The sequence below is a fragment of the Streptomyces sp. 3N207 genome (assembly GCF_052246355.1).
In the GTDB taxonomy this organism is placed as follows: Bacteria; Actinomycetota; Actinomycetes; order Streptomycetales; family Streptomycetaceae; genus Streptomyces.
Map to the genome: position 1 here is coordinate 79568 of NZ_JBQQBV010000002.1, position 19382 is coordinate 98949.

1 protein-coding gene (cut by both window edges) is annotated in these 19382 nt (G+C 70.0%); it reads left to right on the forward strand.

The whole window is internal to a lonely Cys domain-containing protein gene (locus ACTWP9_RS03380) on the forward strand: the coding sequence, 75168 nt in all, runs 37361 nt past the left edge and 18425 nt past the right edge, and what appears here is coding positions 37362-56743 — codons 12454 (partial) to 18915 (partial); the first codon wholly inside the window starts at position 2. Both the start codon and the stop codon lie outside the window.

The window sequence follows — 19382 nt, forward strand, 5'->3', positions numbered from 1 at the left end:
CATCTACCGGGCCAACACCCAGGATCCTTCCGAGGAGTTCGAACACGGCGTCACGTTCCGCGTCGAGATGGCGATGACCACCGAACTGCCGGAAGTGCTCAACATGCCCTGGCGCGGTGCGAACAAGATCTCGGGTCTGATGTTCGGGACCGGTCACCCCGTGCGCAGTCCGCGCGTCTTCACCTGGCACGACTCCGGAGACGGGGAGGACCAGCAGGTGGCGGGCAGCGTACGGCTGCTGGTACCGCGCCACCTCACCATCGAGACCGACCAGCCGCAGCAGTGGCCCCTCGACCTCACCGCCCCACGCGAGACCGAGGTCACCTGGCAGGCACCCCCTTCGGAGAAGGGGAAGGAGCCCGGCCGGACCTCACCGGCCCCCGCGCTGCCCGACGTATTCCTCGACAGTCTCCATCCCTGGACCGTGCCCGCCGCCGCCTCGGTCGGACGCTGGGCCCAGCTGACCGGCGTGCGTCACCGCACCGAGCCCACACCCGAGGTGGGCCACCCTCCGAAGGTCCCCGGACTGGACGTCACCACTGCGGAGGGAATGCGCTACAACCACCACACCAGCCACAACATGCTGCGCCCCCGTATCAGGGAGCTGCTGAAGCACACGTACGAGGTTCCCCTCGGCGACCAGTCCGCCCTCGTGGGCCTGGAACTGGACAGTGCGGACATCCTCGGCCCTCCGGAGGGCACGCTGGTCAAACAGCGCAGGTACCACCAAACCGACGAGGAACCCACGCACGAGGTGGAGAAGAGCAGCGGCTGGCGGCTCGCGGTCGGTCCCGAAGCCGGTGGCCCGGTGGACGACGAGAAGATGCTCGGGCGCCAGCCGGTCGACGTCATGAACTGGGAGGACAGTGAGAGCCGAAGCGCGGCGCTGGGCGACACCGACGAACGCAACACGGAAGGCAAACGGCCTTACCGCCTCTACCGCTTCGGTGTGACCGCGGTCGTCAACGGGCCCCACGGCACCGTGCGGATCAAGGTGCCGGAGGGGTTCTACGGCATGCTGCCGGTGGACAAGAACACCGGCAAGCTGGACGGCGGCCTGGAGGACGACCCCACGCTGGGCGACCTCCTCCGCCCGACCCCCGCGCCCGCGCCCGTGGAGACGCCCGCGCCGACGTCCGTGACCGTGACCGAGCCTGCGCCCGCGGAGACCGGCGATGGGCGATCCGGCATCGCCCACCCGGCCCCCACCCGGATCCACACCACCCCGGTGACCGCGTCCGACCGGGAGAACGCTCCCCACTCCGGTGCCGGGAGGCACCCGCAGGCCCGGCGCGGTGCCATCGGAACGTTCCACTTCGCGCCCGGCACGGCAGGTGACAGGTCCGACGATTCCGGGGAACGGGAACGGGACGAGCGATCCGGCATCGCTTACCCGACCCCCGCTCAGATCAACGCCACCTCCGCGACCGCGGCCGACCAGGAGAACGCGCCTGGTGCCGGTGCGGGGACCACCCCAGACGACGGTCCGGGCTGGTCGGTGTCGTCCTGGCGCCCGGCTGGATCACCGGGCATGGTGCGGTTCGCGAGCCTGTACGGGGACCGTGAGTGGCGTCGGCGCAGCGTGTATATGGAATTCGGGCTCGCCGGACTGATGGGCAGGGACGAGGCGACCATCGCAGCCGTCGGAGACGCCACGTTCCGCCTGTACGAGGAACTCGCCGCCCGCCATGGCGCGGTAGCGGCGGCGCGTGCGTTCTTCCCCCGTGACACCGTCCCGGCCGACCCCGTGGCCGCGATGGAGCGACTGCGTACCTTGCCGCCGGGGCCGCTGACGCTGGATGAACTGATGACCGCGTTCATCCACGCTGCGTACGCGGTTCCGGGGCTGCCCTCGGAGGTCGAGGACGCGCTGTCCCGGCCCAGTGACGCACGTGGGCGGCGGTACGCGCCGTGGAGCGCCTACCGTGCCGTGCACGACAGCCGTGGCTTCCGCCGGGTGGGGGGCGAGAGCGGCCCCGCACTGCGGCTGCTGCGGGCCTACGCCACGCTCGGTGCGTCGCGCGCGCAGTTGCTCGCGTTCCGCGGCGCGCTCATGGCCTGGATGATTCCGGCCGATCTGCAGTCGCTGCACGAGATCCTGCGCGCCTCCCACCTGATCGGTATGGGTGATCCGGACGAGCGGGCCGCCACCATGCGCGACGGCGCCGGGCTCCACATCTGGGTGGAGGAGTACGCCAGGCTCGCCGGATATCGGCTGATGCCGCCTCACCGTGCCCTGTACGGGGAGCGGATGCAGTATGGCTCGGAGATCACCCCGAGCGAACTCGACGTCCCGCGTCAACTGGTGGAGATGGTCGACCAGGCCCGCGTCGGTGCCCTTCCACCCACAAATCGCAGGTACCGCGCGCTCCTGGACTGGCTTCACCGCTACGGCGACCGGGGCGTGGACGCGCTGAAGCGACTGGCCCCCGCCCATATGACGGCCCTGCACCTGTACAGCGGCCACGATTACCGGTTGATGAAGGCATTCCTCAACGGTGAGCAACTCGGCTCGGCGATGGGCCGCCGCCTGATGCGCCTCCACGTCTGGTGGAGGACTCGAGACGCGGCGGAGACGGACGCCGCCGAACACCTCCCGATGATGCTTCGGAGCCAACCTGGCTTTGACGACCTGTTCGACGATATGGACGACGAGCTGGACCTTGAGAACCCGAGTGAAGAGCTGTCCCGGATGCGGCAGCGGTCCGACGCCCTCGCCGACCGGGTGTACGCCGAGATGCCCCTCCACATTGACATGGCGATCGAGGCGCTGGAGATATTGCCGCCGGTGGACGAGGACGTGTGGTGGGGTGACCGCGGCATGCCGGGCTCGCTGGACGAGCCGCCGGTGGACGGACCGCTCTACGGCACGAAGACGATCATGATGCCGTTCTTCCGCAGCACCTCACTGGACCGTGACACGGCCCGTGTTTTCACGTTCAGGCACAAGCCGGTGCCAGCAGGCTCGCACCCTGGCCTGGTGCACGTGCTGAAATCGACGTCCCACGAGATCGACCCGTTCTCGGCCCTCCTGCTGGCGGACGAGGCGGAGACTGTGTATCCGCCGGGCGCCCTCTTCCACATCACCGACCGGCGCATCGTCGAGCACACCGAGTCGGGGGCGCGCTACGAGTCCACGACCGTCGAGGAGGCCGCGCCGCAGGCGGACGACGCCTTCGACAGCTTTGATCCGTCGCTCCGGGTACTTGGTGATCTGGATGACCTGTTCGGTGTTGGTCCTGAGACCGGGACTGCTGAGCCGGTGGATCCGCCCGTGCCTGTGCTGCGGGAGATTCGTGCGAAGGACGGTCGGCTTATTGGTGTGGCTTCGTTCGATGACGCGGATTGGTTCGATAACGCGGATGGGCCGGCGCGGCGGGAGGACTACCCGCGGTTGGACGGCGCGAAGGAGTTTGTGTCGTGGCAGCGTGACGCTGCGGGCCGCCCGGTGGCGACGCGTAAGGCGTTGCCAAATGGCGGGAAGACGTTCCTCTTCGGTTCGCATGGTGGGCCCGAGGGGCTGGGGCTGGCCGAGGAGGGAGGTGGCGTCCGGCGGGATGACGGCTCGTATGTGGGGCGGTTGCTGGGGTCGGTGCGGGGCCGTGGCTTCCGTAGTGTGACGGTGCTGGCGTGTGGTCCTGGGGATGTACCGCTCAGCGAGACGGAGGCCAGGGCGCGGGCCAAGCGGATCGCTGAGGGGTCCGGGCTGCCCGCCAATGTCCCGGTGGGCCGTGCCGCGGTGTCCGATGGGCTGCCCCATCTGCTGGAGGATGCCGAGGGGCGGCCCACGGTGTGGGTGACGGAGTATCCGGACGGTTGGCCGGTTCCTGCGGCAGCAGCCTCGGACGCGGACACCGGCACTTCCGACACCACCGCCACGTACCCGAACCCCCTGCAGGTCAACGTCACGCCGAGCACGGCGGATCCGACCCTAAGGGACTTGGAGCGCATCGACCCGCTCGCGGAAACCGCCTCCACCACCCGGGCGCTCGCCTCCATGCCGGCACGCGGGAAAACCTCGGCCCCTGCCTACCCGGAGGCCGAGCTCACGGACGGGATGCCCGCGAACGGGGAGCAGACGGCCGGCGGTTCCGCAGGGTCCGCGCCGCGCGGTGACTACCGGCGCACCGGGCCGTACGCCGCCGAGCTCGACGGCACGGTCTTCGCGCTGCACGAGTCACCGGGGGAGGGCGACCGGTTGGCCGACACCCTCCTGTTCGCTCTCCGGTACGCGGCGCCCGACGCGCTGGCAGAGGCCGGGATCGACACGTCCGACGCCTTCCGCGACTGGCTGGGGCGGCATGTCACCGAGGGAGACCTGACCGACGGCGTGCTGCCGCCGCTGGATGGCGACAGGAAGATCCCCGTGGAGCTGCTGGAAGCGATCGGCGTGCAGGTGGACCCCTCACAGCGCGCCCAGGCTGCTCTCCTCGGCGACGCCCTTCCGGCTTCGGCGGTCGGCTTGAGTACGGTTCAGCGGTTCCGGCTGCTGCTGCGGGACGCCTCCTACAGGGGTGAGGGCGGCGACCCGCTGGGGGATGTGCTCGCGTTGGTGGTCGCCCGTGACCTCGGTGTGGACGTGGCCGTGGTGGGCCCGGACGGGGAGGTGGCCTTCCATGAGGGCAGCATCGACGACGCTGGTGCCGCCCCGTCCACGCCTCCCGCGGTTCTCGTCCGCGACACCGACCGCTGTCTCGCCGGGCTTCCGGACGGGCCGGGCGACACCAGAGGTGAGAGCGAGGAGCGGCTGCGCCGGGTGGTGGACGCGGTGTCTTCCGCGCCGGCCTCCGTGCGACGTTGGCTGGCGACGCGGCCAGCTCTGGACTGGGCCTGGGCGCGCGTCCGCTACCGGGAGGAGGCCGAGCGCTTCGAGGAGCGGCTGGGCCGCTGTCTCGGCGACCATGAGGCCGCGAATGCCCAGCTGGGCAGGATGGTCAGTGCGGTGTGGGACCGGGCCGTGGCGGCGGGCCGCTGGGCGGAGCTGGGCTCGGACGACGCCGCCACCGACGGTGCCGTGGGCACCGAACGGGACCGGATCCAGGCTGTGGTGGACTCGGGCAATCTGCGGGAGCGGATGGCTCTTTTGTGGATCGGTGCCCCCCAACCGGTCGGCGGGCTGATCTCCGACCTGCTCGGAAGCCCCGTCCCGGTCCCGCAGTCGATCATCGACGAGAACGCCGACCGGCTGCCGTCGAGCGCGATGACCGCCTACCGCGAGGTGCGCGCACGGACGTCCGGCCTGCCGCCCGAGGAGCAGGCACGCCAGCTCGCCGAGGCCGAGCGTGCGCTGCGGGCCGCGGTGCGCCCCGAGGACGTGCGCCCGCCGCTGAGTGAGGCCGAGCGTGCGCTGATGCCGGACGCGGCCCTCGGATGGATTCCGGGGAAAGCCCGCTGGGACTACGCCATGGGCAGCCGTTTCCAGTCCAGCACCGAGTTGACCAGCGGCTTGGTCCTGGCCGGTACGTCCGGTTCCGCGTACCGGCTGATGAAACAGGCCGTGGCGATGCGCGAGGTCTGGGGTCTGGACATCGACCTGAGTTTGGTGCGGGTCGCGCTGCTGGCCGAGATGTTGTCGGCAGGACACCACTCCCTGCACGAGGTCATGCGGGGCTGCCAGCTGGTCTTCGACGAGCTGCGGGAGCGCGGCACCCCTGAGCCGTCCGAGCTCGACTACCTCGACAACTGGGGCCGCTACTGGCACATCGCCCCGCTGACCGAGGCCGAGCTGCGCGAACATGTGGCGAGGGACGGGAAGTTCCCCGACGAGCACGCCCTTGCTGCCGCCGACTGGCCGACCGGTGCCGCGTCATCCGACGCCGCCCACGGTGAGCCGGCGGATCCGGGGGTGGCGGATTGGCTCGCGGCCCATCGCGACATCCTGGGCGACGTCCTGGACTACCTGGCAGCGCTGGGGCCCGAGGTCGCACCGGACTCCGCCGAGGACCCCTCGATGCCTGACCTGCTGGAGCGCCTGGTCGACGGCTGGTTCCGCGCACAGGGCCCGGAGCCGGCCGGCTCCCGGGCCGACCGGCTCTCCGACACCCTCCCGCCTGCCGCCACCGAGGCGGTACGCAGTGGACTCCTCCCGCCCGGTGAGCAGGAGGCCGCCCCCGCCGCCCCACGTGCTATACACACCAGCCCGGTGCAGGGGGAGAGCGGGGCGCCTGCGCCGAACCTCGCGGCGGATCCCGCCGCTCCCGGCGGAATCCTCTGGCCCCACACCCTCGAGCTCGCTTCCCAGTACGCGAGCGACAACAGCCCGAACGCCTCGCCGGCGCCCATGAGTCTCCCCGTTGCCCTGAACACGCCCTCAGCAGCCCCGGACGCCCCCACCCCGGAGGCTGTGGAACGGCACCGTGAGTCGGTGCTGGTGGCGCTGTTCGGGGCTGGGGATCAGTCCGGTGCCTCCTGGTGGCCGGAGGCCCGTGCGGCACTGGACCGGCTGGAGCGACTGCGTGCGGCTGACCCGGAACTGCGCGGTGGTCTGCTCGACCTGGACGCGCTGGTCCTGAAGGTGCTGATGCGGGGTGCGGAGGAGGAGGTGACCCCGGCCGACCTGCGGGATCTGGCGGCGTTGATGATGACACCGGAGGCGGCCAACGCCGGGAGTCTTCAGGCGCTGTCGGCGTTGTTCCTGGTCGGGAAGGGCGTATTCGCCCCCAAGTACCGTCTGCTTGATGCGCAGGGCCGTCCCTGGGGCTGGGACTGGGCCTCCGACCCGGTCTCCGCCACCCTGGACCTGAGCAAGACCGCCGTGCTGCAGCACCACGGTGGGCAGAACCCGGATACCTGCGTGGAACTCGGGCCGTCCCCGTGGAGCAAGAGCCACAATGAAAAGCCCTACCTCCTGGGGACGGATCACGACGACTCGTCCAGGGTTCCGGTACGGGGCGAGCAGGGTCACACGTACTTTGTGCCTCACGACGTGTTCCCCGAAATGATGGCCCTCGACCCCGAGCGGCCCCGGATTCCGCCCAACGCGCCCTTCTTGCTGAACATTCCGCGGGGCGTTGCCTCGAACGATAAGCGACCTCGTGCGCTCGGTGCCCGGTTCAACCGGACCGTCTGGGCCACCTCCGGCCGCCCGGTTCCTCGGCCGTGGAAGCAGGGCAGCCGGCCGATACTCATGCTCCATGAGTGGGTGGGAAACGGCCCTCGCGGTGACTGGCTGCGTTATGACCCAGGCCAGCCCTCGCCGGGCGGCGACAGCGGGGTGGGACCGGAGGCCAGCTACTTCCCCCTTCCCGGCCCTGACCACAGGCCGGGCGGCTACCTTTCGCAGGATCTCGCTGGGGAGGGTGGCTGGCTGTCGGAGCGCCTTTTCAGCTCGATCGTGAAGTCTCCGCCCCGTAGGTACCACGTGAAGCGTCCTTACCCCTCTGACGAAGAGAATCCGGTCTACCGCTCTTATGAGGTGCCCTGGAGTAATAATCCCTACTTCAGCTTCCAGCACGGTTTCCTGGGTATTTTCCAGTCGCAGACCGAGGCTGGGCCGATATTGTCCGATCGCCTGCCCGATCCTCTGAGGCAGCGCCCGAGTCTGGACGGACGCCCGCTGGAAGACCCCAATGTGCTGGGTGTATGCGCTGCGGCGAAGGTTCCCGGCATCGGGCTACCGACCACCACGCCCCGGGGACTCAATAGGGGCCCAAAGCCGTTCGTGCCTGATCCGCTTGATCCTTCCGCTCAGAGCCCCGCCCAGCGCAATGCCACCGATCAGGGCCGGGAGCAGTTCGCCGCCCCCAACGAGCTCAATCCGCAAGGCATGAATCGGCCCGGTCCCGGGGGCTCCGTCATCCTCGACTCGGGGTTCATCAATCTAGACACCGATGTCAATGGGCGGATCGTCCATTGGCAGAAGTTGCTGCCGTTGCCGGAGGGCCCCGCGCTGCACGCCCCGGCCCGGGTCGCCGGGCTGCACGAAGGCTCCGGACCTGCTTCGGATGAGGTACGGGCACGGACTTGGCGGTTGATACGTGCGTTGCGCGAGGCCGTGGATCTCGAAGTCGGGCAGTGGACGAGCTACAACACGCTGCTGAAGGGCATCGGCGTGCTCGACCAGATGCGCGAGGCAGACCCGAATCTGAATCGGGACGGCAATCGCCGATTCCACCTCGGACTGTTCTACGAAATCGCATACGCGCGCCATCTACGCCAGTTCCCGCAGGGCCAGGCCGACTTCAGCCGCGACAGTTATGTGCGCCTGCTGACAGAGGCGGCGAACCTGTCGACGAAGCCGAAGCCGAGGCCCTTGACCCACTGGATCGAACTGCCTCGCGTGACCCAGGCGCTGGACCGGATAGCCGCGCACCCCGACCCGGAGCAGTTGGCCAGGAAGATCCTGGGGCTGGATGCCACTGCCCCGGTACGGGAGGAGGAGTGGTCCCGACTGTTGTGGGTGGAGGTCAAGACCGCAGGGCTCATCGAGCTGATGGAGCATCCAGGCAGCAGCCGTGCCCAATTCACCACCGAAATGCTGCATCTGGACGTCCCCGACCTGACGCGTTACGAGGAAGCCCTGGAGGTGGCACGCAAGGCGCTGGCCGTCGGCCGGAACTTGCGTTACTTCCCGGAGGTGGCGGCATTTCAGCTGGAGATGACCGGAGCCCTCCGCCCGTCCAATCTCCTGATCAGCTCGGACGGCCACGCCTGGGCCCGTGACCTGAAGGCGCAGCAACCCGTGCAAGGTGAATTCGACCCGGCGGTCATCACCCTGCTGGGCCGTGGGCCACATGGCTCCGTCATATCTGTCGATACCGAGAAAGCGCGCTGGTTCACTGAGAAGAAGCCGCAGAGGCCCTTCGTCTACGCCTTCAACGGCACGGCGACCAAGGTGCGGATGCCCGGGCGGGTCCCCCCGAAGGAGTTCGGCGAACTGGCTTACCGGGACCCCCAGTTGCTCGACCGCGACAGTGATGTCGCGGTCATCGCGGTCTCCCCGTACGGCCTTCTGACCGGCGACCGCCCCATCCACGGCAGCACCGTCGGTGAGGGCGTCCGGAACACGTCCAAGAACTGGTGGGCCAGCAGTGCTGCGACGACCTTGTACAAGGACCCGCAGACGCGGATTTGGACCGTGGCGGTGCTGCCCGGCCCGGAGGGGCAGCCGGCGGTCGCCGGAACTTTCGAGAAGATCACGCCGGGCCAAATCGACCGCCCCGCCCCGCCGCCCCAGGCGGCGGCCACGCAGTCGCAGTCGGCACCGACACCTTCCGGGCCTGCGGGGCCATCGGCACCTGCTTTCGGCACTGTCCAGGTGGCCTCTGGCCCGGTGCAATCGTCCCCCCACCAGCCGCCGCCCGCTCGCCCGGCGGCCGCTGGTCTGTCGGCGGTGAGTCTCCCGGCGACCGGCCCGGCGGGCGGCAAGGGGACGCCCAAGCTCTCGCGCGGTGGGCCGAATGCCCGCCGTGCCAGGCCGGATGTCTTGCGCAGGCTGGACGAGCTGCGGGCGCGGGTACCGGAGTTGGCCGCGGGACCGCTGGATGTGGACGCGCTCGCCCGCCACGTGTTGATCCTGGACCCCGGCGTGCCAGTGACCAGCGCGCACCGTGGCGAGTTGCTGCGGTTGGCGAGGGCGCCGGAGATGGCCGAGGCGTCCGGCCTGGAGGTGCTGGCCGGGTTCGGGCTGGCGCAGCGGCTGGGAGTGACTGCCCTGGACGGCTTCGGCTGGGACGTGGACGCGTTCGTTCAACGGGTCCTGCACCTTCCCGCCCCCGATCCGGCGCGCCGCGGCGAGCTCGTCCGGCTGCTGGAGGGGGCGGTGGACGCGGGGACTGTTGACCTGGGCAGCGTGTGGGAGTTGGGTGCGTTCCGCCTGGCGGCTCAGGGGGCGCTGGCCGACGAGAGGACCATCCGGCGCCCAGACGGAACGCAGGTGGGCCGGGACTTCGATCGGTCGCTCGATGCCCTGGATGTCGATCTGAGCGAGGTCACCCTGATCGGGGCCGAACCGGACGGGACGTTCACCTTCGACATCACGGAGCCGGCGGCCTGGCACAAGCCGAACGGCCCGGCGCCCTGGGTGGTCAGGCTGCGGGGCCCTCTCGGCGAGGGTCTGCTGTCCGGGCGGGTGCCGGTGGAGGACTTCGGTCATCTGCTCTCCACCGACCCGGCGCTGCGCGGTCTCCCGAAGGATGCCGAGGTCATTCTGCTGCTCCCGTCCACAACCCCCAGCAAGAAGGTGCGAGACGCCGTCAAGCGGCTGCTGAGGACCACCCACGAGGTGACGGGCCGGAGGCCGCACACGGCGTACCTCTCGGCGGACTTCTACACCGACGCCCGAACCGGCCGGACCACCATCGCCATGTCGCCGGACCAGAAGGGGCGGCGACGCACAGCCGCCCACTGGGTCACCACCCCTCCGACCCTTGGCAGCAAGCGGCCGGCGGGAGAGTCCGGCGAGATAGTCCCGCCCGCCGCCAAGCGGCGGCGTACGCTCCTGCCTCCCGAGTCCCCCGAGCCTTCCGAGTCCCCCGAGGCTTCCGAGCCTTCCACACAGTCGACCGTCCCCGCGCCGGTGGACCCGGCAGGCGGCTCGGCCACGGACATTGCGCCCGCCGCGCAGCCTCCGGACGCGGCGCGGCTGCCTGACCCGGACGACACGGCTGCCGGGCAGGCCCAGGTTCCCGTGGTGGTCCGTGGCGCCGCCCAGCGCGAGTGGATCGCGCGGCAGGTGATCGCGGACGACCTGCCCGAGGACGTGAACCTGCCGGCGCTGGACCCCGACGACCGGGTGGAGAAGGAGGACCTGCGGGCCGCGGGCGTGGGCCTGAACCCGGCGTCGAACATGCAGATGGAGCTCAACGGACGGCTGCCCGTGCGGGACGCCGAGTTGGCTCCGGCGGATCAGGCGCGCGTGCTGATGGTGCGGACCGCGGAGTGGCCTGAGGCGCTGGAGGTGGTGGCGGCACGCGCCACGCGGCGGATATGGCAGACGGCCTACGACGAGTTCGCGCGGGGCGTGGCAGCCGAGGGCACCCGTGCGGACGCGGCCGACGCGTGGGAGCGGGCCGTCGAGCTGGTGCTGCCGACGGAGTCGCACTATCAGGTGCTTGCGGACTCCCGGTATGCCGAGGACGCCTATCGGGAGGCCGTACGGCAGATCGCCGCTGATCTGGTGGAACACGGGCTGGACGCCCCGTCGGGGACGGAGCTGGCCGACGGGCTACGGCACGGCCTGGGGCTGTCGGCTCGGCCCTTGGCGTCCTCGGAGACCGGTGACGGGGGCGAGGCCGAGTCCTCGGAGTACTACTCAGCCTCCGAGGGTGAGGATGACTATTACTCCGCCTCCGAGGGCGAGGAGGATGACGACTTCTACTCGGTCTCCGAGGGTGAGGACGACTACTACTCAGCCTCCGAGGGTGAGGACGACGACACCTCTGAGGGTGAGGACGACTCCGAGGACGAAGACGAAGATCCCACGCCCCTCCCGCAGCTCACGCGCCACGTCAAGGAGTTCGGCAGCGACCGAAATGGCCTGTACGACACCGCCCACGTCACGTCCTTCCCGAAGGAGACGGTGAAGTGGCTGCACTGGCGGCTGGGTGCGGCCGTACGCCGTGAGGCGGGGACGCCTGACCTGCTCGGCGCACTGCAAGAAGAGAAGGCCGGGGCACACCTCGACAACGCGATCAGCACGCTCTTCGCCCAGGACCAGCTGAACGCCGACGACGCGAAGCCGTACCTGTTCAGTTTCCAGGGCATGACCCGTACGGTGACGTACCGGGGCAAGCCGTATGAGGTATCGGTGCGCCTCACGCTGTCGGACGTCCGGCCTGCCCCCGCGATGGAAGCCGACTCGTCGGATGGCCACTCGAACCAGACGGAGGGCCGGAACAAGGTCACGGTCGGGCACGACGACAAAGGCTCCTCCGGCAACTACCGCTCCGGCTCGCTGCCTTGGGCCCACGTCTTTCCCGTCGGCAATCCGGATGCGCCCGCGGTGGACTCCGTCACCATGCAGTGGATGCTGGAGATGACGCACAACCAGACCGCCGGCTCGGTGTCGGTCCTGGAGAGCTACACCGCGATGACGGCGCTGATCTTCTCCCTCGAACCCTCGCGCCCCTTCGACTACCGGATGCAGTGGCAGATCAAGGTGACGCCCGCCGACGGCACCGGCCAGGCACCGGCACTTGCAGCGCCCTCGTTGGCCCCCGTGCTGCCAGGGCCTTCGGGAAACCCCGCCGGCCAGGAACTGGAGCTGAGGGAACGCGGGCAGGCGGATGACGGCTGGGGGGAGGAGACCACCGGGCCGGGGCGGCTCGAACTGTGGTTCCCGCGCTATGCCATCGACCAATCGCACATACTCGGGTGCGGCACCTCCAGCGAGCGCGCCCGGGTCGAGGGGCCGCTTTCGCCCTTCGACATGCTTCCGGACCTGAAGACCTTCACGGACGAGCTGCCCATCTACCGGGTCAGCCGGGTGCACGAGCCGCGGAGGCTGTACGAAGAGACACTGAAGTCCGAACAGCTCGCTCCGCATCTCAGCCGTATGAACGAGGAGTCGGCGGAAGCCCTGCGCAAGTTCATCGGCGACGTCGGCCAGCGGGCCGGCCTGCCGCTCATGGAGGCCGGGGGATACGCCGCTCCGTTGCTTCTGGACACGAGCGGGAATGTCATCGGCTATCCGAGGGTCGACGCCGTGCTCTCCGACCTGGACGACGTCCCGGAACTTCGGCGCGCGACGGTGAATCTGGAGAGCAGCCTGCTGCACACCGTCGGGGTCCGGAACTCGTTCTCCACCACCAACGCCTTCGGGGTGAAGGGCAAGGCGGCCGTGAATTTCGCCGACCCCTCACAGCGGGAGGGGTCGCTCGATTTCGAGGCCGGCGGCAAGGTGGAGGACTCTCGCACGCTCAACTCGGGTGGTACGGCGTACAACTGGATGAGTCTGGTCACCGAGGACCCGCACCTCTTGGCCGGCGTGACGGTGCACTACCGAGTGACGCTCGTCCGTGAGAAGCCCGGGGAGCCCGACCCGTACGTCGATCTGCCCCCTCATCGCCTGGACTTGCGGGTGCCGAGCCGGGCAAGCCTGGCCGGAGTGCCGGTCCCATCCGGTTCGGAGCGTTACCTTCCGCCGGAAGTCGCTGAGTTGAAGGCGCTCGGGAAGTCGACGACGCCTGTGCGGACCGAGGGCACGGACCAGCTGTTCGCGGAGGTTGAGACGTGGCTGCGGAAGGAGGGTTACCTGGCGCCCGAGACCGAGAGCCACCTGCCCGTTGATGAGACCACGCGACGGGCATGGCTGAAGAACCACAGCAACCTCACGATCGCGCGCGCCCAGACCGGGGTGCGCGGCAGCATGAAGCGGACGGCGGGCGCCGGTCACCCCCTGTGGTTCGAGAAGCCGCGGGCAGATGGGCTTTCCTCCCGGGTCAAGGTGAAACTCACCGTCTCACCGCGCGGGAACGCCCGGCACACGAAGGACCTGCCGAACTGGTCGGGCCTCAACGCCAGCGGCATGTTCGCACCGGGCAGCGAAAGCCACGGGTCGGCCTTGGCACTCAGCCTCGGAACGACTGGCACGGCGGGCGGCCCCGTGGGGGACGAGGGAAGCCTGACGGGTGGGCTGCCCGATTACACCGTGACGCCAAGGTGGGAGCGCAACCGCGGGTCAGGCGCCGGTGTGGGTCACGACGAGATCCAGTACGCCCCGGTGGGACTGGCTCTGTTCGAGATGCCGGTCACTTGGGGCTTGGAGGTGACCGGGGACACCGGGGACGGGCCGCCGCCGGCGTTCGACGCTCAGGAGGGGATGCTGTCCCTGTCGATCGCGAAGGTGCGGACACTCACCGCGCCACCCCGCAAACTGAGCGCACCGACGATCCGGCAGGCCACCGACGCGGACTTCACCAAGGCGCTGCTGCGCCCGGACACGAATGGTGCACACCCTGAGGGAGTGCTGCGGCTGCCGGGGAACCTCCACGTGGACTCGCTGATGGGCAGTGACGTGCTGATCGCCGTGCTCGGGCAGATGCTGGCCGGTACCGCACCGGGGCAGCCGCAGCGCTGGCCGGTCACCCGGTGGGCTTCGGAGCAGACGGGCCGCGTCGCGGACAAGCTTCCCGTCGGCCTCACCGCCACCGCGCGGTGGCTGCGGGATGTGACCGTCGGCAACCCGCAGTCGGCCGCCGTGAGCCTGGGTCGGCAAGTGGCGGAGACCGCCCTGTCGTCCACCATGCTGGAGGGGCACGCCCACGAGGTCTTCGGCGGCGGCTACTTCTTCCCCTTGAGTACGGACGGCGGTTCCCTGGTCGCCACCGACACCCAGGTGGGACTCCTCGCCTACTTCCGTGCCGACCAGCAGTACCCGCTCGAGTTCAAGGGCCGGATCAAGGAAGGGGACGACACTTACACCGAGTCGGACTCGACCAACTCCGACGTCGGCCAGGACGACCGCGGCTTCAGCCTCACGCACGCCACCGCCGGCTCCCTGTCCGGTGGGTACGCCCGTGCAACTGACGGCACTGTCGTCGGCATCACCGGAAGCGGCGGCCGGAGCCTGACCCATGCGCGGAACATCACGGACACCGACAGCGCCTCCGTCACGCGGCTCGCCGCCGCCTGGCACAACGCCTATTACGAGTTCCGGGCCACCGCGACGTTTGTGCTCATCGAGCGCAGCGGCCACCGCAACGCTGCGGAGAACCTGATCGGATTCGGCTCGTGGCGTCCGGTGGCGAACGCCATCGACGTTCCCGGCGCCGGGGTCCTATGGGCCACGGAGAATCAGATCAAAAACGACCCGGTCCTGTGCGCCGCAGCCGACTGGATTCAGCCGGAGCCCGTCCTCAACTGGCGGTTGCCCCGGTACTTCGTCCGGTCGGGAGGGCGATACCTGGGGTTCGCCAGCGTCCCCCACGTTGTTCCCGAAGGCGCCCTCGACGCCGTCACCACCCTGATCGAGAAGGAGGTGGAGAAGAGAGCGCCGGGCGTCTTCACCCCGGGCAAGGACACGTACATCACCACGCTGAAGCCGCGCATCGCGCGCCTCGGCAGCGTGACCGGCCTGCGCGGGCTGGTGGCGAACGGCGCTGAACACTGGATTCGTCTCCACTTCATCTACCGTGGCTATAAGGGCCCCCGTGTCGTGGAGGTCGCCGTCCGCGCCCGCCCGCAAGCCGGGCTGGCGGACGTACGCGGAGAACTTCTCAACCGCACGGGCGTGGAGAACATCCGCGCCTCCGCACCTGCCTCGCGCACAGTGACGTCCACGACGACCTCTTCGGCGCAGCTCGGACTCTCCGTGGCCGGGGGCCGGTCCGGAGAGGCCACCTACCAGGGCGGCCCGAGCTTCGGTATCACCCGGGCGCGTGCGATAGGCCAGAGCCGCACCGTCACCCCGGCGCAGTTGACCTGGCTGCGGAACTTCTGGCCGTCGGTCGAGGCCGAGGTGCCGTACATCGCCGAGGTGGAGATCCGCGACAAGCCGGTGGAGCGATCGCTGCTGAACTTCTTGGCGAGGGCACCGAAGACCTTGTGGGGCCTGACGGACAGCGTGCTGGCGGCGAGCGTCGCGGGGGTGACCGCCTGGATGAACCAGCCCGCGGACCCGAAGAGGGGCCCGGAGCCGCAGGAGGCGGGGCAGCCGGACGGAGGAATGGTGCTCCTCGGCAGGCCCACCGACGAGTCCGCCGACCCGGCCGGCCGCCGACCGGTGTCCACCCCACTCCTTGCCACCTTGCGGTTCCCCGTCAACGAGGCGCAGAGCGAAGGCGAGATCCTGCCCCAGCCGCTGCTGATCACCCCCGCACTCCACCAGCGGGACCCCCGTCGGTCCCTGACACAGGCGAGGCCCCCGGGCGCCCCGGACACCGGCACCGTCGATACCGGTCCCAGCGAGTACGAGAAGCAGCTCACCGATGACAAGCGCTGGCAGCCGACCCAGCCGGTTGTCGTCTACGACTTCGACGCGATCGACGGCATCGGCAAGGCGCTGCGCGAGGTGGACCCGGGGCTGCGTAACGAGGACGTGCCCTCGGAAACGCTCTCCGGCGAGGCCAACATGGTCCGCATCAGCAACCTGCTCCGTCCGCACGAGGAGACCGAGCTCACTCCGGTTCAGGCGGCGAGGTTCACCGGGCAGGAACCGGCGAAGGGCAAGCCAGCGATCGAACTCATGCTGTTCGGGCCGCAGTTCGAGACCGAGAGCATGGACGTCGTCACCATGGGGATCCGGCAGACCACCCGCACTGCCACCACCGCGAGCAGTCAGACCCTCACGCCCACTGTGTCCCTCTCGGGGACGTTCGGACTGACGAAGGACGACACCGACACACTGGCTCCCTCGGCCCCGCTTCTCGGCGAGAGCATCGGCGCCGGCCAGGACTCCTCGGGCAGCAGCTTCCACCGCGAGGTCCTCAAGCACGGTCTGCCGGCCGTCTGGGACGACAAGGGGGTCCTCGGCCATACCCTGACCGCGCAGGTTCTGGTGAAGGTCAGCGGGCCGCGGGGGACCCGCTGGGTGACCGGCAACATGACGCTGCGCGCGCGGGTGGAGGACGTCCTCGGCCTGGGCATCGTCAGCGCCGACACGTCCCCCCGTCGCCTCGCGGCGCTCCTTGAGAATCCAGCCCCTGACGTGATCGTCGTTACCGCCCCGACGGTGCCCGGCGTCTACGACCTCCCGTCGCTCCTGAAGAAGCAGGACATCGCGGACTGGCGCTCGCTGCCGCCCGAGGAACTGGGTCGGCGGCTCGTGGACGGGCTGAACGACAACGACGATCGCGCGCAGGTGTGGCTGGACCTCGGCGAGCTTTCCGAAGTTCACGTGCGGACGCTGGAGGAGATCGCTGAACGGCTGAGGTCCGGAAAGCAGCCCCCGGCCGCCCGGACGGCGACTCTCCCCGCCACCGTCCAGGGCCTACTGACCGCAGCGTCGTACGCCGCGACCCACTGGGCCCACACCGTCGAACTGGCCCTGCGCACCACCCGCGCTCTGTCCTTCCTCCCCTACGCCCCACCCCCCGCCGCCCCGCAGGCGGAGCCGGGTTCCCCGGAGGTGACGCCTCCGCCGGGGCCGGGGCCGGAGACTCCGGCAGGTCGGCCCGCGCCGGAGGGGGCGCAACCGGGTCCGCAGCCGGGTCCGGATCCGGCTGCCGACCCGCAGCGGCAGCAGGAGCCGCGACAGCAGCCGGAGTCGCGACAGCGGCCCGAGTCGGCCGCATCCGTTTCCGGTGGGTCCGCATCGCGGACGGCCGCAGGGCCGGGGGAGAGCAGCACACCTGATCACCACGTGCCCCCGGTGCCCGTTCCGGGTAAGCCGGTCCCCGTGCCGATGGACGGCTGGTGCCAGATCTCCGCACTCTTGACCACCGCGCCCGACCACGTCCGCCAGCAGTTGAACCTGCCGGCCGGTGACCCCGTGGCCCGGCTGCTGGGTGACCCCGGCAGACTGCGCGAGACCGCCAGGCTGATACGCCTCGGCAGGCTGCCGCGTGCCGAACGTGCCACGTTCGACGAGGCGGTGCGCCTCGCACACCAGCACGTCCGGCGCTTTCTCGGGGACAGCCCGGCAGCGCTGCCGTCGGAGTTCATGCAGCGTGTCGGCCATCTCCTGGCCAGCGGCGGAGAGTTGGCCGGCGTGAGCCGCGCGGATCTGCTCGGGGAACTGAGCGAGCGGGTCACCGTTGAGAAGCTGCCCGACGTCCGGGCCGGGTGGATCGAGCAGCGCGCCAAGCAGCACCTGCCGGGCCCCTCGGCCGAGGCGTCCACCGAGGAGTGGCAGCTGGCACGAGAGATCGCGGCGGCGGAGCTGCCGCTCGGCAAGGGCAAGGATCTGGCGGTGGTCCTCGCAGACGCCGACCCTGACATTCTCGACTCGCTGCTGTCCCACGTCCGGCAGCAGGACCACCGGTGGACCGCAGGGCAGTTCGCCGCCCTGCACGCGGCGGTCGCCGACTGGGGCAACCGGTGGAGCACGGATGTCGGAGAACTGTTCCCGTACCTGCTGGCCGAGGCCTTCGACGTACGTCTCTACATCAAGCGGCAGGGAAGCGACGGGGTCGACCCGATCTCCTACGGTCCGCCCACGGCCCGAACCGGGGTGGTGTTCCACTACTCCGACAACGCGGACCACTACGACGGCGACCTCGCCGGAACCCACGCCCTGCCCGCCCCGGCCGACCCACCGCCCGGCCCGGCCACGTTCCAGGAGGGCCCGGACGACCGTGACGATGATGCGGGGTTCCAGCCCACGGCAGACCCGAACGGGAACACGGGCCTCCGCCCGCAGCAAGCCGTGCAGGAGGCAGAACAGCACGCCCCGTCGCCCCGCGGCGGCGGGACTTCCGCTGGGGGAGAGTCCCTCTCTGATGCCGGGCCGGGCGCGCCGAGGCGCCCCCGGCCGCGGATGGGCCCCCCAGTTGTAGATGCCCCGCGTCCGGTGTACGGCGAGCCCGTCACCTATTCCGGGAACGCATCGGCATTCAACCCGCAGCCCCTGGGGGGCACGCCGGCCTACCCGGCGCCCGCTCCTGCCCCGCAGATGCCCGCTCCCGGTCCGCATCTGGCGCCGGCTCCCGGCACGCAGCCGGCGCCCGTCTTGCAGCAGGACGTCGAGCGGCGGTACGAGGACATCCTTCAGCGCCTTGGCGGTCGGTATACGCGAAAGACCCTCGTCCGGTCTCAGGCGCGTACTGCCCTCGCCCGGCTCGATCACCTGCGAGCGGACGTGCGGAAGTTGCGCGGCGGGCTGCTGGACTTCGACGCGCTGACCCATCATGTGCTGATGCTGCCCCCCGGGCGGCGGGTGACCAAGGAACACCGCGAATGGCTGATGCGGGTGGCGATGTCGCCGGAGACGGCGGGCGTGAGGAATCTGGCCTCAGTGTCGGCGTACCACGTGACATGGATGGGCGCGTTCGATCCGGAGTTCCATCTCACCGCACCCGACGGCCGTGTGCGGGGCATCGACTGGACCGGAAAAGGCATCAAGAATGAGCTGGATCTGAGGACCAGCGTGGTGAAGACCGTGCATGTGGACGGCACCGTCACTCGGGTCTTCGAACGCGCGCCGTGGCAGCCCCGGCCGGACGACCCGGAGCCCTACCTCGTGATGGCGGATTCCGAACGGGATGTCGTCCTGGTGCGCGGCCGTGACGGGTTCAAGTGCCACGTCCCGCACGAGGTCTTCGCCGAGCTGATGCCCCTTGATCCGGAGCTGACCAGTCTGCCGAAGACGGTGCCGGTCCTGTCGCTGATTGATGAGCTGTCCTTCTCGGGCCTCACGTGTGCCCGTGACCTCGCCGACAACTTGGACCGACTGTGGTGGTCCTGCAGCGGCCGCATGCTGACGGGGCAAGAGGATCTCTCCCCGGACGGCTCGGGGTGGTTCGCGATCGAGCTGGTGGAGGACGTGGGCAAGCGGCCCCGGGGTG